Genomic DNA, 26,082 nt, shown 5'->3' with positions numbered 1-26,082 from the left:
AGGTTCGTGGACCTGCGATCTGGCGGCCAATCTCATCGTAACTGGACGTCAGTACCGCGCGCTGAATGTCCGGCGTGGCCAGCATTCGCGCAATGACCAACGCACCGATACATTGCGACAGAATCGCCCAGGCCAGGCTGTCGCTTTCCAGAACCTGCGCCCAACTCTTCTGAAGCCGACAAATCCAGTTCTCCGCCTGCTGACGAATCATCACGTCTGAACGTGCAATCTCAGCCCCCAATGCCGGCAAAGCACAACCGGATTCCGGGTGCTCGACATGGGCCATGCTCAGATAGTGTTTCAGGCAGCGCTGGAGCTTCTCAGGACTCTGGTCCGCCCCTAAACGCTCCAGGCTTTGAGACAGCTCACGCTCGACGATTGAAGCGAACAGCTCATCCTTCGACGAAAAGTGACTGTAGAACGCCCCGCCACTCAAACCGATCGCCTTCATCAAACCGTCGACACCTACCGTTGAAAAACCAGACTTCTTGGCCGACACCGCACTGCTTTCAAGTAGTTTCTCTTTGGTTTCCAGTTTGTGATTGGTCGAGTAACGCATTGCCTTGCCCTCAGGATTGATCGCTTGACGCTTGCCGAATCGTAGCATAACGTTCGTTTAGTTAACGATCGTTTAGCAAAGGGATCTACCCATGAATAACAAGAAGGTCGTACTGGTTGTAGGTGCAGGGGATGCCACCGGCGGCGCAATTGCAAAACGCTTTGCGCAGGAAGGATTTGTGGCGTGTGTAACCCGCCGCAGCGCGGACAAACTCCTGCCGTTGGTGGACGCCATCAAGGCCGATGGCGGTGATGCCCACGGATTTGCCTGCGATGCGCGCAAGGAAGAGGACGTGATTGCTTTAGTTGAGCAGATCGAAAGCCAGATTGGCCCGATCGAAGCGTTCGTTTTCAACATCGGCGCCAATGTGCCATGCAGCATTCTTGAAGAAACCGCGCGCAAATATTTCAAGATTTGGGAAATGGCCTGCTTCTCGGGTTTTCTCAACGCTCGTGAAGTGGCCAAGCGCATGGCCAAGCGTCAACGGGGTACGATCTTGTTCACCGGCGCTACCGCCGGCCTGCGTGGGGCCTCAGGATTTGCAGCGTTCGCCGGCGCCAAGCACGGGATTCGCGCCCTGGCGCAAAGCATGGCGCGTGAATTGGGGCCGATGAACATTCACGTCGCCCATGTTGTAGTCGACGGTGCCATCGATACCGATTTTATCCGCGAGAGTTTCCCCGAAAAGTACGCGACCAAGGACCAGGACGGCATTCTCAATCCAGAGCACATTGCCGAGAACTATTGGTACCTGCACAGCCAGCCCCGTGACGCATGGACCTTCGAGCTGGACCTGCGCCCCTGGAGCGAACGCTGGTAACCCCCCCTAAAAATAATAAGCAGAGCGCATCGACCATGAGCAAAACCGTGGAGTTCTATTTCGACCTCGGCAGCCCCGCCACCTACCTGGCCTATACCCAACTGCCGAAGATCTGCGAGCAGACCGACAGCCAGTTGATCTACATACCCATCCTGCTGGGAGGTATCTTCAAAGCCACTGGTAACGCCTCCCCCGCAACCATCCCCGCCAAGGGCCGCTACATGTTTCAAGACCTGGACCGCTACGCCAAGCGCTATGGCGTGCCACTGAAGTTCAATCCCCAATTCCCTATCAACACCCTGATGCTGATGCGCGCTGTCACCGGCATACAGTTGCGCCATCCCGAGCGCTTTCAGGCGTTCATCGATTGCCTGTTTCACGGCCTCTGGGTTGAAGGCCACAGTCTCGATGACCTGGCGACCGTCGCGTCAGTACTGACACAGTACGGTTTCGATCCAAATGAGGTGCTGGCCCTGACCGTCGACGAGGAAGTCAAAGCCGCTCTCAAGGACAACACAGAGAAAGCGGTGCAACGGGGCGTATTCGGTGCCCCGAGCATGTTTGTCGATAATCAGCTGTTCTTCGGCCAGGATCGCCTGGACTTCGTCCTTGAAGCCCTGAGTTAAATCTCGACGACCAGCCGCCCCTGCGCAGTTCCCGAAACGAGCAGCTCATGGGCGGCTTCGGCGGTTTGCAGCGTGAACTGCCGAGGGTCGAGCAGCGGTTTTAACTGAGCCGCCTCGATCAACTGCGCAGCCTCCCGAAGTATCTCCCCGTGATGCTCGCCCCCTTCGCCAGTCAGCAACGGCAACAACGTGAACACTCCAGAATAAGTCGCCCCACGAAACGAGAGCGGCGCAAGGCTGTGCAACCCCAATCCAAGACAACTCACGACATGCCCCTCGTAGACGCGAGCAGCCTTGAATGAAGCGTCCAGCGTCTCTCCACCCACGGTGTCGTTATTTCGCAATTTCCCGTCAGAGGTGGCTGTGGGATTAATCTTCCTCCCCCTCACTCATGCCGATAAAAGACACTATATAGCTATAGTGACCATGCTCATTTGGCATCAATGAGAAACCCCGTGGACAAACTCAATGCAATGGCGATCTTCGTCCGTGTTGTCGAACGTGGCAGCTTTTCTGCCGTCGCCCGGGAATTGCAGACCAGTCAGCCGACCATCAGCAAAGTGCTGCGAGCGCTGGAAACTGAAATGGGTGGAAAGCTGATTTCCCGCAGCACCCGACAACTGTCCCTGACCGACGAAGGTCAGCGGTACTACAGCGAATGTCGACAAATTCTGGCGGCCGTAGACGCCGCAGAACTAAGTTTTCACTCCGGCCGTGAAGCTGTTGCTGGAAACCTGCTGAACAGTCATAACCTAGGGTTTACGAGAGAGAGGCCCAACGTCACGAAGTGCGAATCAAGGGCAACGCACAAAGCAACAACTCCGAGGCAATCCGCGAGATGGTACTGGGGGGATTGGGGATTTCGCTGTCGCCGGTTTGGCTGTTCAGCGAGGACTTGAAGGCGGGACGCGTTGCAGCGATTTTGCTGGAATACAGCGCGCAGTCGCTGCCGATTCATGCCGTGTCCCCGGCGAATCGTCGCCAATCCGCCAGGGTCAAAGCCTTTGTCGACTACTTAAGCCAGGCGCTCGAAGAAGCGCCTGAACTCCAACCGATCAAATAGCCGCAGTCCGGGTGTTCAACCACTCAAGGGCTGCGCCGTCGAGCAACGGGCTCAAGCGCTCGCGCACCTCGGCATGGTAGGCGTTGAACCACTGTTTTTCGTCATCGGTCAGCAGCGACGGTTCCAGGCAGCGAGTGTCGATCGGGCACAGGGTCAGGGTTTCGAACTTCAGGAATTCACCGAATTCGCTTTTGCCCGCCTCGCGGTTCAACACCAGGTTCTCGATCCGCACACCCCAGCGGCCCGGACGGTAAGTGCCCGGTTCGATGGACGTGATCATGCCCGGTTGCATCGCGGTTTGCGGTGCCGCAGCGGCCTGATAGGCAATGACCTGTGGGCCTTCGTGCACGTTGAGGAAGTAGCCGACGCCGTGACCGGTGCCGTGACCGTAATCAACGCTTTCAGCCCAGATCGGCGCACGGGCAATCGAATCGAGCAACGGCGAGAGAATGCCACGAGGGAATTGCGCACGGGACAACGCAATCACGCCTTTGAGCACCCGCGTGCAATCGCGCTTCTGCTCATCGGTCGGCGTACCGACCGGTACCATCCGCGTGATGTCAGTGGTGCCGCCCAGGTACTGGCCGCCAGAGTCGATCAACAACAGACCGTCGCCTTCGATCACCGCGTGTTCTTCTTCGGTGGCGTGGTAGTGCGGCATCGCGCCATTGGCGTTGAACGCCGCAATGGTGTTGAAGCTCAGCGATACATAACCCGGGCGTCGGGTACGCGCGGCCGTCAGGTGTTCGTCGATGGTCAGTTCGGTGATGCGCTCACGACCCAACGCAGTGTCCAGCCAGGTGAAGAATTCGCACAGCGCCGCGCCGTCCTGCTCCATGGCCTGACGAATGTGCTCGGCATCGGCCAGGCTTTTCTGCGACTTGGCCAACGTGGTCGGGTTCAGGCCTTCGACCAGCTTCACACCGCTATCCAGATTATCCAGCAAGCCGGCGGTGACGCGCGCCGGATCGACTTGCAGACTCGCCCCGCTCGGTACGGCGCGCAAGGCGGCGGCCACTTCACTGTAGTCGCGCAGGGTCACGCCGTCCTGTTCGAGAACTGCGCGCAGCTCGGCATCGACCTTGCTCAGCGCCACGAACAGGGTTGCCTGTTGCTGGCTGATCAAGGCAAAGGAAACAAACACCGGGTTGAACGACACGTCACCGCCGCGCAAGTTGAACAGCCAGGCGATGTCATCAAGGGTGGCGATGAAGTGCCAGTCGGCACCGCGATCTTTCAAAACCTCACGCAGCTTGGCCAGTTTCTCGCCGCGACTGACCGTCGCCTGAGGCGGCAGGTGTTGATAGATCGGCTCATTCGGCAGCGTCGGACGGTCGCTCCAGACTTCGTTCAACACATCGATATCAGTGCGCAGACGTGCGCCGCGTTCTTCGAGCTTGCCGCCCAACGTACGCGCCGAAGCCACGGCCATTACCGCACCATCTACCGCGACGACGCCGCCTTCAGGGGTTTGCTCGGCCAGCCAGTCCAGCGGGCCGGGCTGACCCGGTTGCAGCTTGACCAGTTCGATCCCGCTGCCCTTGAGTTCCTTGGTCGCCTGTTCCCAGTAACGGCTGTCGGCCCAGACGCCGGCAAAGTCCGGCGTAACGATCAGCGTGCCGACCGAGCCATGGAAGCCCGACAACCATTGTCGCCCTTGCCAGTAACCCGGCAGGTATTCCGACAGGTGCGGATCGGCCGACGGCACCAGCAGAGCATGAATGCCCTCCCGGCTCATCAGTTCGCGGGTTTGCGCCAGGCGTTGAGGCACCGATCCATTGATCGAAGGCTGCGTACTCATCATGTCTCCTGCTAATCACTTCATCATTATTGTTGAGTGCCGATCAACGCCGACACTTTCAGACCTTATTGCCAAAATGCCGGAGCACTGGCGCAGGCCGCTTTAATCAGGTGTACCGCCTGGTCGATGTCTTGCTCGGTGGTGAACCGGCCGAGACTCAAGCGAATGGTGCGACTCGCCGAGCGGGCGTCATGCCCCAGGGCCAGCAGCACATGGGAGGGCGTGTTGCTGGCGGAGTTGCAGGCCGAGGTCGCGGAAAACGCGATCGAGGTGCTCAACGCCGCGGAATTGAACTCGCCTTCGTTGAAGGTCAGGCTCAAGGTATGAGGGATGCGCTGGGTCGGACTGCCATTGAGGCGAACCCCTGGAATACTCAGCAGCTGTTCAAGCAAGCGCTCGCGCAACCGGACGATCGTGGCTTTCTCTTCATCGAACGAAGAGGCCGCCAACGCGAACGCCACACCCATGGCAGCGATCTGGTGAGTCGCCAGGGTGCCGGAACGCAAACCGCCCTCGTGACCACCGCCGTGGATCTGCGCCTGCAAACGCTGTTGCGCGCGCGGCCCGACGTACAGCGCGCCGATGCCTTTTGGGCCGTAAATCTTATGGGCGGAAAATGACATCAGATCCACTGGCAACCGGGCCAGATCGATCACCACTTTGCCTGCACCTTGAGCCGCGTCGACATGGAACAACGCATCGCGAGCACGCACGACCTCGCCGATAGCCGAGATGTCGTTGACCGTGCCCAGCTCATTGTTGACCAGCATCAGCGACACCAGAAAGGTGTCTTCGCGCATCGCTTCGCTGACCGCTTGCGGGGTAATCAGACCCTCGGCGTCAGGCACCAGATAAGTCACCGCAACACCGGCATCCTGCAACTGCTTCGCCGTGTCGAGAATCGCTTTGTGTTCGATCTGGCTGGTGATGATGTGGCCGCCAGAAACGCCGCGAGCCTGGGCCACGCCCTTGAGGGCAAGGTTGTTCGATTCGGTGGCACCGGAGGTCCAGACGATCTGCTCCGCCTGGGCGCCGACCAGTTCGGCGACCTGACGCCGCGCCTGCTCGACCGTTTGCCGGGCCTGTTGACCGAACGCATGGGAGCTGGACGCCGGATTGCCGAAGTTGCCGGTGAAACCCAGACACTCGACCATGACCTTGATGACTCGTTCATCCACCGGCGTGGTGGCGGCGTAGTCGAAATACAGAGGACGTTTATTCATAGAAGACTCGCAGAGCATGTTCCGGGATCAGGAGGCTCGTCACTGAAACGTCAAAGCGCAGCCTCGTGAGCTGCGCCGATCGTTCAGAGCGTTAGAAATACCTGATCGGAGGCCGTTAAAGAAGAACAACTTCATTTAAAAGTGCGTAGGAACGCTCCTGAAGTCGAGCTTAACAGGCATCGGCCAACCGGTTGAAGCAATGCGTCAGCTAAAGCTTTCGAGCAACAACGGATACAGCGAAGCCACCAGCAGCAAGGCCATGCCCCAGTTGAACAGCCGCAACCAGCGGCGATCCTTCAGCACGTTGCGCAACAACGTGCCACAGCCTGCCCAGACACTGACGCTTGGCAGGTTGATCAAGGCGAACACTGCCGCGATCACGATCACGTTGGTGAAATAACCCTGCATCGGCGTGTAGGTGCTGATGGCACCGATGGCCATGATCCAGGCCTTGGGATTGACCCATTGAAACGCTGCGGCGCCCAAATAGCTGATCGGCTTGCTCTCGCCCTTTTCACTTTCGGAAACCGGTCCGGAACGGGCGATTTTCCACGCCAGATACAACAAATACGCCGCGCCGACGTAACGCAGCACGCTGTAGAGCAATGGATAGGTTTGAAACACTGCGCCCAAGCCGAAACCTACCGCCACCACAAGCACGAAAAAGCCGCAGGTGATGCCAAGCATGTGGGGGATGGTGCGGTTAAAGCCGAAGTTCACACCCGATGCCAGCAGCATTGTGTTGTTGGGGCCGGGAGTAATCGAGGTAACAAGCGCAAACAGGGCAAAGCCCAGCAGCAAATCGAGCGAGAGCGTCATGGGTGGCAGTCCATTGGGGTCAGTCAGGTGTTGACCCTATCGCACGCCTTGAGGGAAACCCACGGACAGTTGCGTGAAACTTCAAGCGGTACAGTTTTCTCTTAGCCGGGGCGACCGTGAAGCTGTACAGCGCGTTCGGCGTTCATTTCGCCTTGTTTGTCGAAACTGAACGACTTTTGCGGTTGGCCGAGCAATTCGGCTTTTTTCGCGTGGTACTCCTCGAAAGACAGACCGCGACGATTCAACGCCTCAAGCGCCAGTTCCCTGGTTTCTTCCGCGGTGTACGGCCGTAATTCCGGGGAAACATGGCTGGCACATCCGGCGAGTACGGAGACCGCAAGCAGCAAGAAAGTAGCGATTAGAGGTTTCATTGTGAGCGTCCTGACATCTGGGTTCGAGGCAATGAACACAGGCTACGCCGGGCATCCGATCAGCAGAAATCAACGCTCTCGATAGTGGCTATCGACTTTGACTAATGCCGCTCAGGTAGACCGCCTTATATCTCCAAACGATCTATAAATATTAATTTAATGTCTTTTACGGAATAACACCGAGCCTTTATAACAACTGTCATCGCTTCACGCACTGTTGCCCAAGCAACTGTTCGCCAGGCAACAGTCATTCAACAAACAGCTCTGCCATTCGAACAGCGTCTACCGGCCAACGCGCTGAAAGCCCCGTAAATTGGGGCTCCGAGGGATTGGTACAGCTCTTGCTCTCTGTCAGTGACTACTCACTGCTCCCTGAGCAACTGTTTAAAAAGGAACTGATCATGTCGCGTCCATTGAAAGTCGTTGCCCTCTCCGGCGGTACCTGGCGTCCGTCACGCACGTTGGTGCTTACCCAGGCGCTGTTGGCGCAACTGGCCGAGCAATTGCCGATTGAAAGCAAGCTGATTGAACTGGGTGACATCGCCCGACCGTTGGGCGCCGCGCTGTCCCGCCAGGAATTGAGCGCCGAGATCGAAGCCGAGCTGCAAACGATCGAGAATGCCGACCTGCTGATCGTCGCCGCGCCGGTTTATCGCGGATCCTACCCTGGACTGCTCAAGCATCTGTTCGACCTGATCGACCTCAATGCATTGATCGACACGCCGGTATTACTGGCCGCCACCGGTGGCAGCGAGCGTCATGCACTGGTGCTCGATCACCAGTTGCGGCCGCTGTTCAGTTTCTTCCAGGCCCTGACCCTGCCGATTGGCGTCTACGCCACCGAAGCCGATTTCTCGAATTATCAAATAACCAGTGAGCCCTTGAAGGCCCGCATTCGTCTTGCTGCAGAACGCGCCGCGCCGTTGTTTGGCGTGCACCCCAAAAATCTGCTGAAAATCGCTTAAGGATTTCTTCATGGATGTTTTCTGGTTCCTGCCGACTCACGGCGACGGCCATTACCTGGGCACCACTCAGGGCGCTCGCCCAGTGACACTCAACTACCTGAAACAAGTGGCCCAGGCGGCCGACAGCCTCGGCTACCACGGTGTACTGATTCCCACCGGGCGCTCCTGCGAGGATTCGTGGGTGATTGCTTCGGCGCTGGTGCCGCTGACTGAGCGCCTGCGTTATCTGGTAGCGATTCGGCCGGGGATCATCTCGCCGACAGTCTCGGCGCGCATGGCCGCGACACTGGATCGACTGTCCAATGGCCGCTTGCTGATCAACGTGGTCACCGGCGGTGACCCGGATGAAAACCGTGGCGACGGTATCTTCCTCGATCACAGCGAACGCTACGAAGTGACCGACGAATTCCTGCAAATCTGGCGCCGGGTGCTGCAAGGCGAATCGGTGGATTTCGAAGGCAAACACCTGCAAGTGCAGAACGCCAAGGCGCTGTATCCGCCGGTGCAGAAACCGTATCCACCGCTGTACTTCGGAGGCTCTTCCGAGGCAGCCCATGAACTGGCCGCCGAGCAGGTTGATGTCTACCTGACCTGGGGCGAACCACCGGCCGCCGTGGCGGAAAAACTGGCCGATGTGCGTGAACGTGCCGCGCGAAACGGTCGCACGGTGAAGTTCGGAATTCGCTTGCACGTGATCGTTCGCGAGACCGCTGAAGAGGCCTGGAAAGCCGCGGATAAACTTATCGAGCACATCAGCGACGAGACCATCGCGGCCGCGCAGAAGTCGTTCTCGCGTTTCGATTCCGAAGGTCAACGGCGCATGGCCGCGTTGCATGACGGGCGTCGTGACAACCTGGAAATCTCCCCCAACCTGTGGGCCGGTGTCGGCCTGGTGCGTGGCGGTGCCGGGACGGCGCTGGTGGGCGATCCGCAGCAAGTGGCGGCGCGGATCAAGGAGTACGCAGACCTGGGAATCGAGAGTTTCATCTTCTCCGGCTATCCGCACCTCGAAGAGGCTTATCGCTTTGCCGAGCTGGTGTTCCCGCTGTTGCCTGAGCCGTACGCAAGCCTGGCGGGGCGCGGCGTCACTAATCTCACCGGGCCGTTTGGCGAAATGATCGCCAATGATGTGCTGCCGGCCAAAGCCACGGCCTGACCAGATAATCCATGTGGGAGCGGGCTTGCTCGCGAAGGCGTCCGTCCAGTCGACATTTATTTTGACTGTTATGGCGCCATCGCGAGCAAGCTCGCTCCCACAGGGGATTGCGTCGATTTTTATGAGGAACCCCCGCGTGACTGCCAAACCGCAAAGCGCCCTGATATCCCCCTTGCAGACCGCCCGCCGATTGGCCGCCGAGTTTGCCCTGACCGCTGTCGAGCGCGATGAACGTGGCGGTACGCCCAAAACCGAACGTGACGCCTTGCGCCACAGCGGTCTGCTCGCCTTGAGCATTCCCGCCCAGTACGGAGGCCTCGGCGCCAGCTGGAGTGACACCCTGACCATCGTGCGCGAGTTCGCCAAGGTCGACAGTTCGATTGCCCATGTCTTCGGCTTCCATCACCTGATGCTCGCCACCGTGCGCCTGTTCGCCCGGCCCGAGCAGTGGCAGCCATGGTTCGAACAAACCGCACGCAAGAACTGGTTCTGGGGCAACGCCCTGAACCCGCTGGACACCCGCACCGTGGTGAAAAACCTCGGTGGCTGGCGTGAGTTTTCCGGCAAGAAAAGTTTCTGCTCGGGTGCCAGCGATTCGGAAATGCTGATCGCCTCGGCCGTCGACGAAAGCACCGGCGGCAAGCTGTTGATCGCCGCGATTCCCAGCGGTCGCAGCGGCATCACCTTGCATAACGACTGGAACAACATGGGCCAGCGCCAGACCGACAGCGGCAGCGCGACGTTCGAACGGGTACGGGTCGAAGAGTCGGAATTGCTGCTCGATCCAGGTCCCTTGAGTACGCCATTCGCCTGCCTGCGGCCGTTGATTGCCCAGCTGACCTTCACGCACATGTTTCTCGGCATCGCCGAAGGTGCTTTCGAAGAGGCGCGGCAATACACCCTCACCGAAACCCGCCCGTGGCACAAATCCAGTGCTCAGGATGTGCGTCAGGATCCTTATGTACTCGGCCACTACGGCGAATTCTGGGTCGCCCTCGAAAGTGTTCGACTGCTGGTGGAGCGCGCTGCCGGGCTGCTCGACAAGGCTTGGGCCAAAGGCCCGAACCTCAGCGCCGAAGAACGCGGGCACCTCGCTAACGCCATCGCCACGGCCAAGGTCGCTGCCACCCGCAACGGTCTGGAACTCTGTAGCCGGTTGTTCGAAGTGACCGGCGCCCGTTCAACGCATGCCTCACTGCGACTGGACCGCCACTGGCGCAACCTGCGCACGCAAACCCTGCACGACCCGGTGGATTACAAACTCCATGAACTGGGTGACTGGGCGCTCAACCAGTCCCTGCCGATTCCGACTTTCTATTCATAGCCTTCTATTCATGGAGCCTGCCCATGCAACTGCTGACCTTACCGCCCTCGCCCGCTCTGGCCACCTCGATCCGCGCCACGGCGCAGGTGTTCGAAGACCCTAAATCCCAGGCCTTGCTTGCCCACATTCAACAAGTCGCACCGAGTGAAGCCAGCGTGCTGATCATCGGCGAAACCGGCACCGGCAAGGAGCTGGTGGCGCGGCATATCCACAACCTCAGCGCCCGGCGCAACCGGCCATTCGTGGCGGTGAACTGCGGCGCGTTCTCCGAATCCCTGGTGGAGGCCGAGTTGTTCGGCCATGAAAAAGGTGCCTTCACCGGTGCGCTGAGCGCCAAGGCCGGCTGGTTCGAGGAGGCCGACGGCGGCACGTTGTTCCTCGACGAAATCGGCGATTTGCCGATGGCGATTCAGGTCAAGTTGTTGCGGGTATTGCAGGAGCGCGAAGTGGTGCGACTGGGTTCGCGCAAGAGCATTCCCATCAACGTGCGCGTGCTGGCGGCGACCAACGTGCAACTGGAGAAAGCCATCAACGCCGGGCATTTCCGTGAGGACTTGTACTACCGCCTCGACGTGGTCAGCCTGGAATTGAGCCCGCTGCGCGACCGCCCCGGCGACATCCTGCCGCTGACCCGACACTTCGTCGAAGCCTACAGCCAGCGCCTCGGCTACGGCACCATCACCATCAGCAAAGAGGCCGAACTGAAACTGCGCGGCTACAGCTGGCCGGGCAACATCCGCGAACTGGAAAACGTCATTCACCACACCCTGCTGATCTGCCGTAACGGCGTGATCGAACGCGACGACCTGCGACTGTCGAACATGCGCATCGAGCGTCAGGGCGACTACCACAGCAACGTCGACGACTCACCGGAAGCCCTGCTCGATCGGGCCTTTCAAAAGCTTTTCGAAGAACAGGCCGGTGCGCTTCACGAGAAAGTCGAAGACGCGTTGCTGCGAGCCGCCTATCGTTTCAGCCACTACAACCAGGTGCACACCGCTGCGCTGCTGGGGCTGAGCCGCAATGTAACGCGCACGCGGCTGATCAAGATCGGCGAACTGGCCGTGAACAAACGCCGGCCCACGGAAAATCTCCAGGGCGAGCGTGTCATGCAGCTGTCGATCTAACCCACCAGATTGCAGTGCAGCGCGTTGTCGTGGCTGCGTTCCAGGCTGTGCAGCACCTGGAACGAGCCGAAGGTCACGGTTTTCGCCTGATGGGCGCGGATCAGTTGCCAGAAGTCCTGTTCGCCGCTTTCAAAGCTTTGAAACGCGGCTTCTCCCGCCTCGCGTGTTTGCCATTGCAGGTAGTTGAGCACCCGCCGGCCATCGTCGCTGGCCTGGATGCTGGCACTCAGAAAACCGCTGTAACCCTGGGCGAGACGCTCGGTCTGCTTCGACAGAGCCGACACCAGTGCGGGCTGTTGATGGGGTTCGATCTCGAATTCAATCAATTGGGTGAAGCTGCGATTTTTCTCTGACAGTTGCATGAAGAGTCCCCGCTGACCTGTAAGCCGGATCTTGCGATCCGAAGGCTTGCAGGGTAAAACCTCGAGTTAACTTGAGGTCAAGGGGGATTTTTTAAATGATCACCTCGGAAAATCTGCACAAGGAACTCACCGTCGGCCAAGTGGCTGCGCGCAGCGGTGTCGCGGTCACGGCTCTGCACTTTTACGAATCCAAGGGTTTGATCAAAAGTAATCGCAACCAGGGCAACCAGCGGCGTTTCCCACGGGAAGTGTTGCGGCGGGTGGCGTTGATCAAAGTGGCTCAGCGATTGGGCATTCCGTTGGCGGAGATTGGTGAGGCATTGAAATCGCTACCGGACAATCGGGCGCCGACGGCAGCGGACTGGAAGGTGTTGTCGGCGCAGTGGAGTCGGGATCTGGATGAGCGGATCAATCAGCTGACCTTGCTGCGGGACCGGCTCAATGGCTGCATTGGCTGTGGGTGTTTGTCGATGGAGGCATGTCCGTTGCGCAACTTTGGCGATGTGCTGGGGGAACGCGGGCCGGGAGCGCAGCTGCTGGAATCAGGTACTGATCCGAAATAGCGGCGCGACCTTCGCGAGCAAGCCCGCTCCCACATTTGACCGAGTTGTCTGGACGAACACAGTCAATGTGGGAGCGGGCTTGCTCGCGAAGGCGCCCTCAAGGTCAACGAAGATCTAGAACCCCGGTGCAATCTGCCCTTTGTAGCGGGTCAAAATGAACTGCCGAACCTCATCGGAATTCAACGCCTTGGCCAGTTTCTGCAAGCCTGGATCATTGATGTTGTCCGGCCGCGCGACCAGGAATTCGATGTACAAACTCTTGCCCTTCTCGACAATCAACGCGCTGTTGGTATCAATCCCCGCTTCCAGTGCGTAATTAGCAAAGACAAACGCCAGGTCCACCTGGCTCACCGAACGCGCCAGCAATGCACCTTCCAGTTCACGAATTTTCAGGTGCTTGGGGTTTTCGATGATGTCGCGCTGAGTGGCCAGGGTGTTGCTCGGGTCCTTGAGCTTGATCAGGCCGGCTTCGTGCAACAGCACCAGCGCACGGCCAGTGTTCACCGGGTCATTGGGAATCGACACCGTAGCGCCATCCTTCAGTTCGGTGATGTTTTTGATTTTGATTTTGGTCGAGTAAGCGCCAAACGGTTCAATGTGTACACCGACCACCGGCACCAGGTCGGTATGGCGGGTTTTGTTGAAATCATCGAGGAACGGTCGGTACTGGTAATAGTTGGCGTCGAGGTTCTTCAGGGCCAATTGCTGGTTGGGCTGGATAAAGTCAGTGAAGACTTTGATGTCCAGGTCCACGCCTTCCTTGGCCAGGGTCGGTTTGACGAATTCGAGGATTTCCGCGTGCGGCACCGGGGTGGCGCCGACGATGAGTTTTTCGTTGGCGTGAGCGTTGAACGACAGGACGGCAGCCAGAATGGCCAGGGTCTTTTTCATGCTGTGCTCCTAGGCAGATTGAGTGGCCGTCGTGGGGCGGACGTTGGGCCGGTTTTTAATGGTTGAATCGAGTTTTTATCGTCGGCTGTAGCGCGCCACCAGTCGGTCGCCAGTCATTTGCAGGGCTTGAACCAGGATCAGCAGAAGCACCACGGTGACGACCATTACGTCAGTCTGAAAACGCTGATAGCCGTAGCGGATCGCCAGGTCGCCAAGACCGCCGCCACCAATCACCCCGGCCATTGCCGTGTAGTCCACCAGCACAATCGCGGTTACCGAGACCGCCGCCAGCAGCCCTCCCCGCGCTTCGGGCAACAAGGTGTGGCGGATAATCTGCCAGGTGTTGGCGCCCATGGCCTGAGTCGCTTCCACGACCCCGCGATCGACTTCGCGCAGCGCGGTTTCCACCAGCCGCGCGAAGAACGGCGTGCAACCGACGACCAGCGGCGGGATAGTTCCCGGTACACCAAGTGAAGTGCCGACCAACAACGTGGTCAGGGGAATCAGCACGATCAGCAAAATGATGAACGGCAGCGAACGCAACATGTTCACGATCACCGACAGCACCCGATAAACACCGACCGCTTCATGTAATTGGCGCTTGCCGGTGAGGAACAGCACCACGCCCAGCGGCAGCCCCAGCAGCACGGTAAAACCGAGGGCGGCGCCGAGCATGCTCAGGGTGTCGAGGCAGGCTTGGGCAATGTCGGCCCAATAGATGTTTTTCAACCACTCGGCCATGGTCAGGACCAGTCGTGGCGCGGGGGTTTGACACCATTGAGCAGCCAGTTGCCGACCACGTGATACTTCCAGCGCACCGGATCATGCAGGGTGTGGACCCGGGCGTTGCGCCAGTGGCGGTCGAAGTTGTGTTTGCTCAGGGTCGAGCGAGTACCGCCGAGTTCGAAGAGTTTGTTGCTGGCCCCGATGGCGATTTCGGTGGTCAGCACTTTGGCTTTGGCGACGGCCAATGAGGCTTGCGCGACGTTGTCTTCGTCAGGTGCCGAACGTGCGGCATCCAGCGCCCAACCGGCGCGTTCCAGCAAGGCTTCGGCCGCTTCCAGGCGAATCTCCAGGCCGCCGACTTGAATGATGGTAAGCGGATCTTCGCTAGCCTTTTCCACTCCGGCGTCGATCCACGGCCGAGCGAATTGTTGAACGAACGCGATGGTGTCGCGCAGGGCCGCGCGGGCGATGCCGGCGTCGATGGCGGCGGTGGTCAACTGCGCGAACGGTCCCGCCAGGGTGGGTGATTCATAAGAGCGATACGTCGGAAACAGATTGAACGCCGGGACGTGCAGGTCCTCAGCCAGCACCGTGCCGCTGGAGGTGGTGCGCTGGCCGATGCTGTCCCAATCGTCAACGATCACCAACCCTTTGGTGCCGCGCTCGACAAAGGCCAACTGGCCCTTCTGCTCTTCATCCAGCGCCAGCACCGCCAGCCAGTGAGCGTAGAGCGAACCGGTGCAATAACCCTTGCGACCGTTGATCACATGACCGTCGCCGTAACGGCGGATAGTCGCCTGAATATCCTGCACGTTCTTGCCGCCGGTTTCCGACAAGGCATTGGCAAAACGGTGACCTTGCAGCGCCAGCCCGAAGAAGTGCGTTTGTTGCTCAGGCGTGCCTTGCAGGCAAATGTCTTCCAGCAGGCAATAGTGGTTTTGCGGGATTTGCCCCAGGGACGGATCGGCCGCCGAGATGATCGCGATGACCTGCGCCAGCACCGCATAGGACACCTGCGCGCCGCCAAATGCTTTCGGCACGCTGATGCCCCACAAACCGCTGTTGGAATACAGATCGACGATCTCGGCGGGCACTTGACGGGGGCGGTCGCGCTCGGCGTCTTGTTCCAGCAGGATCGCGGCGACCTGTTCGGCGACCCGCAGGGCTTCGGCTTCGTTGGCGATCCGATGGGCGGCCGGTGGGTTGATCGGATAAACGGCAGATTCAGGCATACAAGACTCTCGGTACCAATGTTTACCAGAGGGCATTGCAGCTTTTGTGCCTGACCGTCCGAGCCAATGTTTTCGGGGAGTTCAGCGGCATTTTCGCGATCTCAAGATAACGAGCAAGAGCAATCTGCTGCTTCGCTGTTGATGGCTGAACAGTGGCGTTGTTATTCCTTACACCCTGTAGGAGCTGCCGAAGGCTGCGATCTTTTGATCTTGATTTTTCGTCGGCCGCACCGCAGCCAAGTTCAAAAGATCGCAGCCTTCGGCAGCTCCTACTACTCTTCATAGGTTGTAAATCGGCGAAGGACCACCTTCATCCCAAAACAAAAAACAGGGAGAACCATCATGAGCGTCAAACCCATTCCAGAGGGTTATCACAGCATCACCCCGTACCTGGGCATTCAAAAAGCAGCCGAAGCCATCGAGTTCTACAAAAAAGCCTTTGGTGCCACCGAAGTCATGCGTCTGTCCATGCCCGATGGCGGCATTGGCCATGCCGAACTGCGCATCGGCGATTGCCCGATCATGCTCGGCACACCTTGCGATCAGGGCCCGCTGAGCAATCCGGACAAGTCGCCGTCTGTGGGTCTGCACCTGTATGTGAACGATGTGGACAAGTCGTACAAACAGGCGATTGCCGCCGGCGGCACGGTGGTGTCCGAGGTCAAGGATCAGTTTTATGGCGACCGCTCGGGGACCCTGAAGGATCCCTATGGGCATCTATGGTTTCTGGCCACGCGCAAGGAAGATCTGACTCAGGAGCAGATTGAGCAGCGGGCGAAGGAGTTGTTTAAGCAAGGTTGAGATTTTCAGAGACTGGTCTGGCCTCTTCGCAAGCAAGCCCGCTCCCACAGGGGATCGGCTGTGTACACAGAGTTTGTGTTCCACACCGACCCACTGTGGGAGCGGGCTTGCTCGCGAAGGCGGCAGCCCAGGCACCACACATCTGCTTCAACACACTTCATGAACAAGCGCACCACGCTTTGCGCCTTGCCATAAGGACTCAACGATTTCAGGATGCAGGCAACTACTACAAGGAGTCATCCATGTTCGCCGGGTTCCTGAAAGACCAGCGCCACGTCAACGGTGTGGACATTGCCTACCGCATCGGCGGCAACGGGCCGGGCCTGCTGTTGCTGCACGGTCACCCGCAGACTCACGTCATCTGGCACAAAGTCGCCGAACAACTGGCCGAGCAATTCACCGTCATCGCCGCCGACCTGCGCGGTTACGGCGACAGCAGCAAACCACCGGCCACCGATCACCACACCCATTACTCCAAACGCGAAATGGCCAAGGACGGCGTAGAGCTGATGAAGTCCCTGGGCTTCGAACAGTTCTCGGTGCTGGCCCACGACCGTGGCGCCCGCGTTGCCCATCGGCTGGCCCTCGATCATCCCGCTGCCGTGCAACGCATGGTGCTGCTCGACATCGCGCCCACCCTGTCGATGTACGCGCAAACCAACGAAGCCTTTGCCCGCGCCTACTGGCACTGGTTCTTCCTGATCCGCCCGGCACCGTTGCCGGAAACATTGATTGAAGCTGATCCAGAATCTTATCTGCGCAGCGTGATGGGCAGTCGCAACGCCGGGCTCAAACCGTTCACACCTGAAGCATTCGCTGAGTACCTGCGCTGCCTGAAACTGTCGGGCACTGCGCGCGGAATCTGCGAGGACTACCGCGCCAGCGCCAGCACGGATCTGGAGCATGACCGCGCCGATATCGCCGCTGGCCGTCATATGAATCTGCCGTTGCTGGTGCTATGGGGCGCAGAAGGCACGGTCGGACGCTGTTTCGAGCCGCTCAAGGAATGGCAACACGTCGCCACTGACGTGCGTGGCAAGGCGCTGCCCGCCGGCCATTACATCGCCGAAGAAGCCCCCGAGCTGCTGCTCGCCGAAGCGCTGGGTTTCCTGCTCTGATCGCCGCGCCCCACTGCTCATGCCGCCAGTGTTCGTTTTGTCATGACCACCAAGAAAGACATGTTTCGTGTTGGATCAGCCCAAGTGCACAACGCTCCTACAGAAACCGGCCAAGCGATATCACGAAACATTTTCTTTCATATCCCCCTTCGGGATTTTCGATGCTCATCCGTCTTATTTAGATGCAGTCGCCCGCGCAGGCAAAAGCCACGGCCCGGCCTTTCATGGACCTCATCGCTGGGAAGCCCTTAGCGGCGGCCCTCTCATCGAAACAAGACCTTTAATCATGTCGAAGAAATCCCGTTCAAAACTCTGGTTTCTGGTCCATAGCTGGCTGGCATTGCCGATCTGGTTTTTCGTACTGATCGTCTGCGTGACCGGCACCCTGGCGGTGGTCAGCCAGGAAATCGTCTGGCTGGCCAACCCGCAAATGCGCGCCAGCCAACCCTCGGACGATGCGCCACTGCTCAGCTATGACCAGATCATTGCCGCGATCAAAAAAGCGGAGCCCAACACTCTGGTTGAGGCCATCAGCCGGCCCGATGAATCGCACTTCGCCCTCGACGTGGACGTCAGCTATCCCGACGGTCGCTCGGTGACGGTTTACGTCAATCCCTACAGCGGCGTCATTCAGGGCACTGCCCCGCCATTCAATTTCAAGGCGTTTACCCGCGCCCTGCATGGCTGGTGGCTCGTGCCGTTCACCAACGGTTACAGCTGGGGCTGGTACCCGGTGTCATTCCTGAGCTTGCCGCTGCTGGCTTCGTTGGTCACCGGACTGGTGGTCTACAAGAAATTCTGGAAAGGCTTCTTCCGACCGACCCTGCGCATTCGTCATGGCGCACGAATTTTCTGGGGCGACTTTCATCGCCTCAGCGGCATCTGGTCGATCTGGTTCATCGCGGTGATTTCCATCACCAGCACCTGGTTTCTGATTCAGGCGTTCATGTTCGATAACCAGATTTCGATTTCCACCGCGCCGGTGGCTGCCGTGGTCCCGCGTGAAAGTGTCCCGCTGACTGCCGACGGTTCGCCAGCGCCGATGATCAGCCTGGAGACGGCGATCCGCGAAGCCAAGGAACGTATTCCCGGACTGGACGACAGCTTCGTCAGCCTGCCTGCCAATGCCTACAGCTATCTGTCGGTAGGCGGACGCAGTTGGTATCCGCTGATGTTCCAGACCGCCGACATCAACCCGTACACCGGCGACATCGCCGCCACTCGCCTGTTGTCGGATCGTTCCGGCCTGGAGCTGGTGACCGAGTCCATGCGTCCGCTGCACACCGGGGATTTCGGCGGCATCTGGATCAAGCTGATCTGGTTCTTCTTCGGCCTGATCCTGAGCATGATGGTCCTCAGCGGCCTGTTGATCTGGACCAAACGCACCGCCCTGGCCACGGCCAATGCCCTCAAGCGCAGCCATAAACGCCCGCGCAGTCAGACCGCTGCGGCCAACAGCCGTGAAACCACGGAGGTCAGCCAATGAGTCTGTTCGCTGCGGAAAAAACGACTTCGAAACTGAGCCGCTTCTGGCACAAAGGGCGCTTCCACATCAACGTTCTGCTGTTGCTGGTGCCGCTGGGCTTCATGCCCAAATACTTCGCCGACGCCGCGCTGTTTCGCGGTGACACCGGCCTGGGCGAGCGGGAGATCGGCGAGGTTCAGGTCGGCCCCTGGAGCCTGCGTCTGGCCGAGTTGCGCAACGACGCCCCGACCCTCGATGGCCCGGCCGGCTACATGAAGAGCTTCAACGCGGCGCTGTGCGACAGCTGCCGCGATCAGGTCAAGGCGACGTACCTGCGTATTGGCAAACCGCGCAGCCTGCGCGCTGCCGGGGTGATTTTCTTTGGTACGCCGTACCGCATGGGCGCGATGTTGCCGATCCCCGAGAAGACCAAAGCCGACGCCGAACTGTGGATCACCATGGAAGGCTGGGATGGCGCCATGCATCAGGCCTCCGTCCCCCTGAGCCAGGCATCTCCGGCCACCCTCGCCTGGCTGAACCAACAAGGAGGCAAACCATGATCAACGCTTTACGTCCTTTGAGCGCCGCGCTGCTGGTGCTCTGCGCCGGTTTCAGCGCCAGCGCCCTGGCCCACAACCCGATGTGCGAATGCAAAGCCCTCGACGCCGAGCAGATCAAATGCACCGGCGGTTTCTCCGACGGCAGTGGCGCGCCGGGGGTGACCCTGGACGTGATCGGTTACGACGAAACCATTCTGGTGCCGGGCAAGCTCGGCGCCGATTCGACCCTGACTTTCAAGAAGCCCGGCGCCGAGTTCTACGTGCTGTTCGACGCCGGTCCCGGTCACGTCGTCGAGATTGACCAAGCGGACATCGAAGCCCCATGAGTACGCCGACTACGCAAATCGTCCGCCCGGCCGGTGCCGGCCATGAAACCCTCTATGTGTTGCTGTTGTGCCTGATGATCCTCGCGGTTGCCGGCTCGGTAGTCGCCTGGCGCGGTGAGTCTCAGGAAGTCAGCAGCGTTGGCAGCCATCAACTGGATGCCCGTCGTGACTTGAGCGCGTCCGAGCAAGGCATCTACGCCGACCTCCGGGTGACGCTCGACGAAATTCACCTGCTGCGCCAGGAGCAACTGGCGCTACCCGCCCCCGCCGCCCTCGCCGATGAAGGTTTTGCGCCGTTCGCCCAGGACGCCAGTTCCGTCAGCCGTGGCGGTCATGCCTGGTAATTGCTCGACGCCAAGGCTTATTTCGGCCAGACCCAGACGCCCACCGTGGCGGGTTCGTTTCTGATGCGCTTGACCGCTGACGGCGATGCTCCGGACGTCTGGCTCAACCGCGGCAAAGCCCTCGCGGCCCCGACCGACCTCACCGACGCCGCGCTGGAAAGCGCTGGCTGGCAGCAGATCGTCGCGCAATTCGATGCCGGCGTGACCCGCCAGCACCGGCACTGAACCCTCGCCTTCACCCGAGAGAAGACCGCTTTCCCATGCCTATTTCATCTCAACGTTCTTTCTTGCGCCTGATGTTGGTCGGCTTACTGGCTTGTCTGCTGACCCCGCTGGCCAATGCCGACGCGGCCAAGCGTCTGCGCATCGGCATCACCCTGCACCCTTATTACAGCTACGTGGCGAACATCGTCGGTGACAAAGCCGAAGTGGTGCCGCTGATTCCGGCCGGTTTCAACCCCCACGCCTACGAGCCCCGCGCCGAAGACATCAAGCGCATCAGCGGTCTGGACGTAGTCGTGCTCAACGGTGTCGGCCATGACGACTTCGCCGACCGCATGATCGCCGCCAGCGAAACCCCGAACATCCCGGTGATCGAAGCCAACGAAAACGTGCCGTTGCTGGCAGCCACCGGCGTCGCCGCTCGCGGTTCCGGCAAGGTCGTGAACCCGCACACGTTCCTGTCGATCAGCGCCTCGATTGCCCAGGTCAACAACATCGCCCGGGAACTGGGCAAGCTCGACCCGGCCAACGCCAAGACCTACACACAGAACGCCCGCGCCTATGGCAAACGCCTGCGACAGATGCGCGCCGACGCCCTGGCGAAACTGACCCAGGCGCCGAACGCAGAACTGCGAGTGGCCACGGTTCACGCGGCTTACGACTATTTGCTGCGCGAGTTTGGCCTGGAAGTGACCGCCGTGGTCGAACCGGCCCACGGCATCGAACCGAGCCCGAGCCAGTTGAAAAAAACCATCGATCAACTGCGGGATCTGGACGTGAAAGTGATCTTCTCGGAGATGGATTTCCCGTCCACCTACGTCGAGACCATCCAGCGTGAATCCGGGGTGAAGCTGTACCCGCTGTCGCACATTTCCTATGGCGAGTACACCGCCGACAAGTACGAAAAGGAAATGACCGGCAACCTCAACACCGTGGTCCGGGCGATTCAGGAGTCCGGCCAATGACGGCTAAAGAAACCATCTGTGCACAGACCCCCACCCCGACCGCCCCCGAATCCCCTGTGGGAGCGGGCTTGCTCGCGAAAGCGGTGGGTCAGTCAACATTGATGTCGACTGACACTCCCTCTTCGCGAGCAAGTCGAATCGTCGCACCGCCGCTCCCACAGGTTTCCGGGCCGACGCTGGATTTTGCGGAGGTCAGTTTGACCCTCGGGCGCACGACGATCCTCGACAACGTCACGTTCCAGGTCCAGCCCGGCAGCGTGCATGCACTGGTCGGCCCCAACGGTGGCGGCAAAAGCTCGCTGATCAAAACCTTGCTCGGACAGATGCCGCATCAGGGTCGCCTGAGTCTGCAATGGCCCGGCACACCTGGAACCATCGGCTACGTACCCCAAGCCCTGGAATTCGATCGAGGTTTGCCGATGACCGTCGACGATTTCATGGCCGCGATGTGCCAGCGGCGCCCGGCGTTTCTCGGGTTGAGCAAGCACTACGCCGCCGCGATTGGCGATGCCCTGCAACGGGTCGGTATGCAGGACAAACGGAAGCGGCGCATGGGTGCGTTGTCCGGCGGTGAGCGCCAGCGGGTGTTGCTGGCTCAGGGACTGATTCCGGCGCCGCAGTTGCTTGTGCTCGACGAACCGATGTCGGCGCTCGACGAGGCCGGTATTCAGGTGTTCGAACGGCTGCTCGGCGACTGGCGCCAGAGCGGCATCACCGTGCTGTGGATCGAGCATGATCTGGAAGCGGTTGGACGTCTGGCGGATCGGGTCACCGGGCTCAATCGCCGGGTACTGTTCGATGCCACACCGAAACAGGCGCTGACCCCGGAACGCCTGCTGACCCTGTTCTCGACCCATCCACGGAGCGCTGCCTGATGAGTTACGAAGCCTTTCGTTTGATGATCCAGGGTTGGGCCTCGTCGGGTTACTTGCCCGAGGCGCTGGCCTATGGATTTGTGGTCAACGCGCTGCTCGCCGGCTTGCTGATCGGCCCGGTGTTGGGCGGTTTGGGTACGTTGGTGGTGGTCAAGCGCTTCGCGTTTTTCTCCGAAGCGGTAGGCCACGCGGCGCTGACCGGCGTGGCCATCGGTATTCTGCTGGGCGAACCTTACACCAGGCCTTATGGCAGTCTGTTCGGCTACTGCTTGTTGTTCGGCATCTTGCTGAACTACCTGCGTAACCGCACGGGTCTGGCGCCGGATACGTTGATCGGTGTGTTTCTGTCGGTGTCGTTGGCGCTGGGTGCCAGTCTGCTGCTGATTCTGGCGGGCAAGATCAACGTACACATCCTCGAAAACGTACTGTTCGGTTCGGTACTGACCGTCAACGGCAATGACCTGCTGGTGCTGGCCATCGTCGGTTCGCTGGTCATGGCGCTGGCCTTGCCGTTGTACAACCGCATCATGCTGGCCAGTTTCAATCCGCAACTGGCGGCGGTGCGTGGTGTGGCGGTGAAGACCCTGGATTATCTGTTTGTGATTCTGGTGACGCTGATCACCGTGGCGGCGGTGAAAGTCATCGGCGCGATTCTGGTCGGTGCTCTGCTGGTGATTCCAGCTGCAGCTGCGCGATTGCTGAGTCAGTCGCTGAAGGGCTTCTTCTGGTGCTCGGTGCTGATCGCCACGGTCAGCACGCTGTGCGGGATCCTTGCGCCGATTGTCTTCGACCTGCCTATCCCGTCCGGCGCCGCGATCATTCTGGTGGCCGGTATCGCCTTCGCTCTCGCCGCCATTGCGCGTGGCGTTGTCCCCAGCCTGAAAGGGAATCTCGGATAAATGTTTTTTACTTTGCGTCAATTGACCCTGGCATTGACCTTCACATTGCCCCTGTGCGGGCTGGTCAACACAACCTTTGCAGCTGACAGCGTCAAACCGCTGCGCGTGCTGGCGTCCTTGCCGATCACTTATGGTCTGGGTGAAGTCTTGCTCAAAGGCACCGACGTCAATCTTGAACGTGCCGCGCCGGCGAACCTGCCCGGTAGCCCCGTCAGACCGCGTACTTCACGGGTCGTGGCGCTCCGGCGCTGGCCAAACTGGCGACCGACGCCGATGCGGTGATCGGCCTGCGCTCGTTGTGGGCGGATGATCCGCTGTATCCGATCTCCCGGCGTAGCAACATCCGCATCATTGAAATCGACGCCGCCCGCCCGGTGGACGGCGCCCTGCCCGGCATCGCCGTGCAACCCGGCAACAAAGTTGATGGGTTGAACAGTCAGCCGTGGTTTTCCAGCAACAATATGGGGCGGATGGCGGACGTTATGGCGGCGGACCTGGTGCGCCTGGCGCCCGAGGCAAAGCCGAAGATCGAGGCTAACCTGGCGACGCTCAAACAGCGCTTGCTCAAGCTCAGCGCTGACAGCGAAGCGCGGTTGGCCAGTACCGATAACCTCAGCGTGATGAGCCTGAGCGATCACTTTGGCTATCTGATCGGCGGCCTCAACCTGGAGCTGATTGGCCTCGATGCGCGGCCGGACGCCGAGTGGACACCTGAAGCGCTCAAGCAATTGGGCGCGACGCTCAAGGACAATGATGTGGCGGTGGTGCTGCATCACCGACAGCCGTCGGATGCGGTGAAAGCGGTGATTGTCGAGGCTGGAAGTCGGTTGGTGGTGTTGAGTGTCGATGCGGCGGATCCGGTGGCCGAGCTCGAGGGGAATGTGGATTTGGTGATCAAGGGGTTGAGCGGGGCGTAACGTCAGTTGGACCGCGTTATCGTTCTTCGCGAGCAAGCCCGCTCCCACATTGGATTTGTGGCGCGACACAGATCCAATGTGGGAGCGGGCTTGCTCGCGAAGGCGGCCTCACAAGCAACACACATTCCAGATATGAAAAAGCCCGCTGACCTTACCGGTTCAGCGGGCTTCTTTTTGCGCGGTGACTCAGTGAGCCAAAGCCGCCTGCTCTTCCATCTTCTGGCGCAAGCTCAGTGGACGCATGTCAGTCCAGGTTTCTTCAATGTAAGCCAGGCATTCCTTTTTCAGGCCGCTCTTGCCCACGGTGCGCCAACCTGCAGGCACGGCTTTGTAGTCGGGCCAGATCGAGTACTGCTCTTCGTGGTTGACCACGACCTGAAAGAGGATGTCCTCGCGGTCGAATACTGAAGTCATGGTGTTTCTCCATCGCTGTAGGGTGGGCTGCACTGCGTGCGCAGCCGTTATGTAGAAGGAACGTTAGAGGCGCTGAAAAATTTAGAGGCTGGCGGTGGCAGCGGCCATGGCTCGGCCGAAAATCTCGGCCACCCGATCGATTTCCGCGGCAGTGATCACCAGCGGCGGCAGGAAGCGCACCACGCCGCCATGACGCCCGCCCAGTTCGAGGATCAAGCCGCGCTTGAGGCATTCACGCTGCACCAGCGGCGCCAGACGACCGAAGATCGGCGGATGACCCAGCGCATCCAGCTCGCCAGTCGGATCGACCAGTTCGACGCCGAGCATCAAGCCGCGCCCCCGGATATCACCTAGTTGCGGGAAGTCCCGTTGCAGGATGCGCAGGTGTTCGCTCAAGCGTTCGCCCATGGCAGCGGCATGCTCGCAGACCTTGTGTTCGGTCAGGTAACGCATCACCGCAGAACCTGCGGCCATGGCCATCTGATTGCCGCGGAAGGTCCCGGCATGGGCGCCCGGCAGCCAGGTGTCGAGCCAGTCGCGATAGACCACCACGGCCAACGGCAAACTGCCACCGATGGCTTTGGACATGACCACCACGTCGGGAATGATCCCGGCGTGTTCGAAGGCGAACATCTTGCCGGTGCGGGCAAAACCGCTCTGAATCTCGTCGACGATCAGCGCGACACCGGCCTTTTCGGTAATCCGCCGCAGGCCGCGCAACCAATCAAGATCGGCCGGGATCACCCCGCCCTCGCCCTGCACCGCTTCAACGATCACCGCGGCCGGCAATTGCACACCGGCCTCTGGATCATTGAGCAGGTTTTCCAGGTAGTTGAGATTAACCTTCACACCTTGCGCGCCGCCGAGCCCGAACGGGCAGCGGTAATCGTAGGGATATGGCATGAACTGCACGCCGTTGCTGAGCAAGGCGCCCAAGGGTTTTTTCGGCCCCAGACTGCCCATCAGGCTCAGCGCGCCTTGGCTCATGCCGTGATAACCGCCCTGGAACGACAACACGGTGCTGCGTCCGGTGGCGGTGCGCACCAGTTTCAGCGCGGCTTCCACCGCGTCGGTGCCGGTCGGGCCACAGAACTGGATCTTGGCTTCAGCGGCCAAAGCCAGCGGCAGCAGACTGAACAGGTCCTGAACGAACTGATCCTTGACCGGGGTGGTCAGGTCGAGGGTGTGCAGCGGCAGTTCATCCGTCAGCACTTGCTGGATCGCTTCGATCACCACCGGATGGTTGTGCCCAAGGGCCAACGTCCCTGCGCCGGCCAGGCAGTCGATGAAACGGCGGCCTTCGACGTCTTCGACATAAATGCCCTTGGCACGCTTGAGGGCCAGGGGAATGCGTCGCGGATAGCTGCGGGCATTCGATTCCTGCTGGTTTTGACGGGCCAGCAGCGGCGATTCGTTGAACTGATAAAGCGTCTCGGTCGGCGCCGGAGTGATCCGGGCCGACTGATCTTCCATAAGGCTGGTAGCGACTGACATCTCTCGACCCCTCAATAAGGTTTTCCTGTTCTGGAAACGCATCAGGGCGCCGAG

At 60.0% G+C, this 26,082-nt stretch carries 26 protein-coding genes and 4 pseudogenes (1 of these 30 only partly in view); 18 read left to right on the top strand and 12 right to left on the bottom strand.

Going from position 1 to position 26,082, the window contains the following annotated elements:
* Positions 1-559, bottom strand: the 5' portion of a protein-coding gene (locus ACMXYH_RS09540) for a TetR/AcrR family transcriptional regulator (protein ID WP_415767668.1). The gene continues 2 nt to the left of window position 1, outside the view; 559 of the gene's 561 nt are visible here — the first part of the coding sequence; it begins with the start codon at positions 557-559; only part of the stop codon is in view: it crosses the left edge, with 1 base visible at position 1.
* Positions 560-650: 91 nt separating this feature from the next.
* On the opposite strand from ACMXYH_RS09540, the gene ACMXYH_RS09535 reads away from it, so the two are divergent.
* Together ACMXYH_RS09535 and ACMXYH_RS09530 are read left to right on the top strand one after the other, a co-directional pair.
* Complete coding sequence (locus tag ACMXYH_RS09535; protein ID WP_129437218.1) at positions 651-1,379, top strand: SDR family oxidoreductase; 729 nt, start codon at positions 651-653, stop codon at positions 1,377-1,379.
* A gap of 35 nt (positions 1,380-1,414) precedes the next feature.
* Positions 1,415-2,005: a 2-hydroxychromene-2-carboxylate isomerase gene (locus ACMXYH_RS09530; RefSeq protein WP_415766926.1), complete on the top strand. Its 591-nt coding sequence runs from the start codon at positions 1,415-1,417 to the stop codon at positions 2,003-2,005.
* Here the strand turns inward: ACMXYH_RS09530 and ACMXYH_RS09525 are convergent.
* Positions 2,002-2,337 (bottom strand): annotated as a pseudogene (locus ACMXYH_RS09525) (zinc-binding dehydrogenase); the annotation flags it as partial. The gene ACMXYH_RS09530 and the pseudogene ACMXYH_RS09525 sit on opposite strands and share 4 nt — an antisense overlap.
* 111 nt (positions 2,338-2,448) lie before the next feature.
* On the opposite strand from ACMXYH_RS09525, the pseudogene ACMXYH_RS09520 reads away from it, so the two are divergent.
* Positions 2,449-3,068, top strand: a pseudogene (locus ACMXYH_RS09520) (LysR family transcriptional regulator).
* On the opposite strand, the gene ACMXYH_RS09515 reads toward ACMXYH_RS09520, so the two are convergent.
* The 4 genes from ACMXYH_RS09515 to ACMXYH_RS09500 form a co-directional block, all read right to left on the bottom strand.
* A complete protein-coding gene (locus ACMXYH_RS09515; RefSeq protein ID WP_415766925.1) occupies positions 3,061-4,869 on the bottom strand; it encodes an aminopeptidase P family protein in 1,809 nt (602 codons plus the stop codon). The pseudogene ACMXYH_RS09520 and the gene ACMXYH_RS09515 overlap by 8 nt on opposite strands.
* A gap of 65 nt (positions 4,870-4,934) precedes the next feature.
* On the bottom strand, positions 4,935-6,092 hold the full coding sequence (locus tag ACMXYH_RS09510) for a cysteine desulfurase family protein (protein WP_415766924.1): 1,158 nt from the start codon (positions 6,090-6,092) through the stop codon (positions 4,935-4,937).
* 204 nt (positions 6,093-6,296) lie between these two features.
* Positions 6,297-6,911, bottom strand: a complete 615-nt coding sequence (locus ACMXYH_RS09505) for a LysE family translocator (protein WP_046054456.1) — start codon at positions 6,909-6,911, stop codon at positions 6,297-6,299.
* 101 nt (positions 6,912-7,012) lie between these two features.
* On the bottom strand, positions 7,013-7,282 hold the full coding sequence (locus ACMXYH_RS09500) for a hypothetical protein (protein ID WP_129437226.1): 270 nt from the start codon (positions 7,280-7,282) through the stop codon (positions 7,013-7,015).
* A 401-nt stretch (positions 7,283-7,683) separates the two neighbouring features.
* On the opposite strand from ACMXYH_RS09500, the gene msuE reads away from it, so the two are divergent.
* The 4 genes from msuE to ACMXYH_RS09480 all read left to right on the top strand — a co-directional run bounded on the left by msuE (position 7,684) and on the right by ACMXYH_RS09480 (position 11,854).
* Positions 7,684-8,247 carry an FMN reductase gene (gene msuE, locus ACMXYH_RS09495; protein ID WP_415766923.1) on the top strand — a complete coding sequence of 188 codons (564 nt, stop codon included), beginning with the start codon at positions 7,684-7,686 and terminating at the stop codon, positions 8,245-8,247.
* A gap of 10 nt (positions 8,248-8,257) precedes the next feature.
* Positions 8,258-9,403, top strand: a complete 1,146-nt coding sequence (gene ssuD, locus ACMXYH_RS09490; RefSeq protein WP_129437228.1) for an FMNH2-dependent alkanesulfonate monooxygenase — start codon at positions 8,258-8,260, stop codon at positions 9,401-9,403.
* A 136-nt stretch (positions 9,404-9,539) separates the two neighbouring features.
* Positions 9,540-10,727, top strand: a complete 1,188-nt coding sequence (locus ACMXYH_RS09485) for an acyl-CoA dehydrogenase family protein (RefSeq protein ID WP_415766922.1) — start codon at positions 9,540-9,542, stop codon at positions 10,725-10,727.
* A gap of 23 nt (positions 10,728-10,750) precedes the next feature.
* Complete coding sequence (locus tag ACMXYH_RS09480; RefSeq protein ID WP_415766921.1) at positions 10,751-11,854, top strand: sigma-54 interaction domain-containing protein; 1,104 nt, start codon at positions 10,751-10,753, stop codon at positions 11,852-11,854.
* Here the strand turns inward: ACMXYH_RS09480 and ACMXYH_RS09475 are convergent.
* Positions 11,851-12,216 carry an antibiotic biosynthesis monooxygenase gene (locus ACMXYH_RS09475; protein WP_129437234.1) on the bottom strand — a complete coding sequence of 122 codons (366 nt, stop codon included), beginning with the start codon at positions 12,214-12,216 and terminating at the stop codon, positions 11,851-11,853. The genes ACMXYH_RS09480 and ACMXYH_RS09475 overlap by 4 nt on opposite strands.
* Positions 12,217-12,311: 95 nt before the next feature.
* Here ACMXYH_RS09475 and soxR point away from each other — a divergent pair, with 95 nt between their 5' ends.
* Positions 12,312-12,779 carry a redox-sensitive transcriptional activator SoxR gene (gene soxR, locus ACMXYH_RS09470; protein WP_415766920.1) on the top strand — a complete coding sequence of 156 codons (468 nt, stop codon included), beginning with the start codon at positions 12,312-12,314 and terminating at the stop codon, positions 12,777-12,779.
* Between the two features lie 114 nt (positions 12,780-12,893).
* On the opposite strand, the gene ACMXYH_RS09465 is transcribed toward soxR, so the two are convergent.
* The 3 genes from ACMXYH_RS09465 to ACMXYH_RS09455 all read right to left on the bottom strand — a co-directional run bounded on the left by ACMXYH_RS09465 (position 12,894) and on the right by ACMXYH_RS09455 (position 15,628).
* Positions 12,894-13,670, bottom strand: a complete 777-nt coding sequence (locus tag ACMXYH_RS09465) for a MetQ/NlpA family ABC transporter substrate-binding protein (protein WP_415766919.1) — start codon at positions 13,668-13,670, stop codon at positions 12,894-12,896.
* Positions 13,671-13,745: 75 nt separating this feature from the next.
* On the bottom strand, positions 13,746-14,411 hold the full coding sequence (locus ACMXYH_RS09460; RefSeq protein WP_415766918.1) for a methionine ABC transporter permease: 666 nt from the start codon (positions 14,409-14,411) through the stop codon (positions 13,746-13,748).
* A gap of 2 nt (positions 14,412-14,413) precedes the next feature.
* Positions 14,414-15,628 carry an SfnB family sulfur acquisition oxidoreductase gene (locus tag ACMXYH_RS09455; RefSeq protein WP_415766917.1) on the bottom strand — a complete coding sequence of 405 codons (1,215 nt, stop codon included), beginning with the start codon at positions 15,626-15,628 and terminating at the stop codon, positions 14,414-14,416.
* 342 nt (positions 15,629-15,970) lie between these two features.
* Between ACMXYH_RS09455 and ACMXYH_RS09450 the strand changes: the two genes are divergently transcribed.
* The 10 genes and pseudogenes from ACMXYH_RS09450 to ACMXYH_RS09405 all read left to right on the top strand — a co-directional run bounded on the left by ACMXYH_RS09450 (position 15,971) and on the right by ACMXYH_RS09405 (position 24,120).
* Positions 15,971-16,429, top strand: a complete 459-nt coding sequence (locus ACMXYH_RS09450; RefSeq protein WP_415766916.1) for a VOC family protein — start codon at positions 15,971-15,973, stop codon at positions 16,427-16,429.
* 242 nt (positions 16,430-16,671) lie between these two features.
* Positions 16,672-17,547, top strand: a complete 876-nt coding sequence (locus tag ACMXYH_RS09445; protein WP_415766915.1) for an alpha/beta fold hydrolase — start codon at positions 16,672-16,674, stop codon at positions 17,545-17,547.
* Positions 17,548-17,833: 286 nt separating this feature from the next.
* Complete coding sequence (locus ACMXYH_RS09440; protein ID WP_415766914.1) at positions 17,834-19,033, top strand: PepSY-associated TM helix domain-containing protein; 1,200 nt, start codon at positions 17,834-17,836, stop codon at positions 19,031-19,033.
* Positions 19,030-19,572, top strand: a complete 543-nt coding sequence (locus ACMXYH_RS09435) for a thiamine pyrophosphate-binding protein (RefSeq protein ID WP_415766913.1) — start codon at positions 19,030-19,032, stop codon at positions 19,570-19,572. Before ACMXYH_RS09440 ends, ACMXYH_RS09435 begins: the two co-directional genes overlap by 4 nt.
* Positions 19,569-19,898 carry a hypothetical protein gene (locus ACMXYH_RS09430; protein WP_415766912.1) on the top strand — a complete coding sequence of 110 codons (330 nt, stop codon included), beginning with the start codon at positions 19,569-19,571 and terminating at the stop codon, positions 19,896-19,898. The genes ACMXYH_RS09435 and ACMXYH_RS09430 overlap by 4 nt, the downstream gene beginning before the upstream one ends.
* A pseudogene (locus ACMXYH_RS09425) lies at positions 19,895-20,467 on the top strand (DUF6162 family protein). Before ACMXYH_RS09430 ends, ACMXYH_RS09425 begins: the two are co-directional and overlap by 4 nt.
* Before the next feature lie 35 nt (positions 20,468-20,502).
* The gene (locus tag ACMXYH_RS09420) at positions 20,503-21,429 is read left to right on the top strand and encodes a metal ABC transporter substrate-binding protein (RefSeq protein ID WP_415766911.1); all 927 of its coding nucleotides are present in this window, start codon (positions 20,503-20,505) and stop codon (positions 21,427-21,429) included.
* A 101-nt stretch (positions 21,430-21,530) separates the two neighbouring features.
* Positions 21,531-22,304 (top strand): metal ABC transporter ATP-binding protein, encoded by a 774-nt coding sequence (locus ACMXYH_RS09415; protein ID WP_371927059.1) that lies wholly within the window; start codon positions 21,531-21,533, stop codon positions 22,302-22,304.
* A complete protein-coding gene (locus ACMXYH_RS09410) occupies positions 22,304-23,203 on the top strand; it encodes a metal ABC transporter permease (protein ID WP_415766910.1) in 900 nt (299 codons plus the stop codon). Before ACMXYH_RS09415 ends, ACMXYH_RS09410 begins: the two co-directional genes overlap by 1 nt.
* Positions 23,204-24,120: pseudogene (locus tag ACMXYH_RS09405) on the top strand (metal ABC transporter substrate-binding protein). It abuts the gene before it with no gap.
* Between the two features lie 186 nt (positions 24,121-24,306).
* Here ACMXYH_RS09405 and ACMXYH_RS09400 read toward each other — a convergent pair.
* Both ACMXYH_RS09400 and ACMXYH_RS09395 read right to left on the bottom strand, forming a co-directional pair.
* Entirely contained in the window at positions 24,307-24,534 is a 228-nt protein-coding gene (locus tag ACMXYH_RS09400; protein WP_134419182.1) for an MbtH family protein, read from the bottom strand.
* Between the two features lie 81 nt (positions 24,535-24,615).
* Complete coding sequence (locus ACMXYH_RS09395; protein WP_415766909.1) at positions 24,616-26,028, bottom strand: aspartate aminotransferase family protein; 1,413 nt, start codon at positions 26,026-26,028, stop codon at positions 24,616-24,618.
* Positions 26,029-26,082 lie beyond the last annotated feature (54 nt).

Origin of the sequence: Pseudomonas frigoris (assembly GCF_047758635.1) — a bacterium.
Classification (GTDB): Bacteria; Pseudomonadota; Gammaproteobacteria; order Pseudomonadales; family Pseudomonadaceae; genus Aquipseudomonas; species Aquipseudomonas frigoris.
Note: the sequence above shows the minus strand (reverse complement) of the source record. Positions and strands in the feature narration are given on the sequence as shown.

Coding starts and splice junctions, on each gene's coding strand:
- ACMXYH_RS09480 (WP_415766921.1), top strand. CDS start 10,751: ATGCAACTGCTGACCTTACCGCCCTCGCCCGCTCTGGCCACCTCGATC.
- ACMXYH_RS09400 (WP_134419182.1), bottom strand. CDS start 24,534: ATGACTTCAGTATTCGACCGCGAGGACATCCTCTTTCAGGTCGTGGTC.
- ACMXYH_RS09420 (WP_415766911.1), top strand. CDS start 20,503: ATGCCTATTTCATCTCAACGTTCTTTCTTGCGCCTGATGTTGGTCGGC.
- ssuD (WP_129437228.1), top strand. CDS start 8,258: ATGGATGTTTTCTGGTTCCTGCCGACTCACGGCGACGGCCATTACCTG.
- ACMXYH_RS09435 (WP_415766913.1), top strand. CDS start 19,030: ATGAGTCTGTTCGCTGCGGAAAAAACGACTTCGAAACTGAGCCGCTTC.
- ACMXYH_RS09515 (WP_415766925.1), bottom strand. CDS start 4,869: ATGAGTACGCAGCCTTCGATCAATGGATCGGTGCCTCAACGCCTGGCG.
- msuE (WP_415766923.1), top strand. CDS start 7,684: ATGTCGCGTCCATTGAAAGTCGTTGCCCTCTCCGGCGGTACCTGGCGT.
- ACMXYH_RS09535 (WP_129437218.1), top strand. CDS start 651: ATGAATAACAAGAAGGTCGTACTGGTTGTAGGTGCAGGGGATGCCACC.
- ACMXYH_RS09505 (WP_046054456.1), bottom strand. CDS start 6,911: ATGACGCTCTCGCTCGATTTGCTGCTGGGCTTTGCCCTGTTTGCGCTT.
- soxR (WP_415766920.1), top strand. CDS start 12,312: ATGATCACCTCGGAAAATCTGCACAAGGAACTCACCGTCGGCCAAGTG.
- ACMXYH_RS09445 (WP_415766915.1), top strand. CDS start 16,672: ATGTTCGCCGGGTTCCTGAAAGACCAGCGCCACGTCAACGGTGTGGAC.
- ACMXYH_RS09455 (WP_415766917.1), bottom strand. CDS start 15,628: ATGCCTGAATCTGCCGTTTATCCGATCAACCCACCGGCCGCCCATCGG.
- ACMXYH_RS09510 (WP_415766924.1), bottom strand. CDS start 6,092: ATGAATAAACGTCCTCTGTATTTCGACTACGCCGCCACCACGCCGGTG.
- ACMXYH_RS09465 (WP_415766919.1), bottom strand. CDS start 13,670: ATGAAAAAGACCCTGGCCATTCTGGCTGCCGTCCTGTCGTTCAACGCT.
- ACMXYH_RS09450 (WP_415766916.1), top strand. CDS start 15,971: ATGAGCGTCAAACCCATTCCAGAGGGTTATCACAGCATCACCCCGTAC.
- ACMXYH_RS09415 (WP_371927059.1), top strand. CDS start 21,531: ATGTCGACTGACACTCCCTCTTCGCGAGCAAGTCGAATCGTCGCACCG.
- ACMXYH_RS09530 (WP_415766926.1), top strand. CDS start 1,415: ATGAGCAAAACCGTGGAGTTCTATTTCGACCTCGGCAGCCCCGCCACC.
- ACMXYH_RS09410 (WP_415766910.1), top strand. CDS start 22,304: ATGAGTTACGAAGCCTTTCGTTTGATGATCCAGGGTTGGGCCTCGTCG.
- ACMXYH_RS09460 (WP_415766918.1), bottom strand. CDS start 14,411: ATGGCCGAGTGGTTGAAAAACATCTATTGGGCCGACATTGCCCAAGCC.
- ACMXYH_RS09440 (WP_415766914.1), top strand. CDS start 17,834: ATGTCGAAGAAATCCCGTTCAAAACTCTGGTTTCTGGTCCATAGCTGG.
- ACMXYH_RS09475 (WP_129437234.1), bottom strand. CDS start 12,216: ATGCAACTGTCAGAGAAAAATCGCAGCTTCACCCAATTGATTGAATTC.
- ACMXYH_RS09500 (WP_129437226.1), bottom strand. CDS start 7,282: ATGAAACCTCTAATCGCTACTTTCTTGCTGCTTGCGGTCTCCGTACTC.
- ACMXYH_RS09395 (WP_415766909.1), bottom strand. CDS start 26,028: ATGTCAGTCGCTACCAGCCTTATGGAAGATCAGTCGGCCCGGATCACT.
- ACMXYH_RS09430 (WP_415766912.1), top strand. CDS start 19,569: ATGATCAACGCTTTACGTCCTTTGAGCGCCGCGCTGCTGGTGCTCTGC.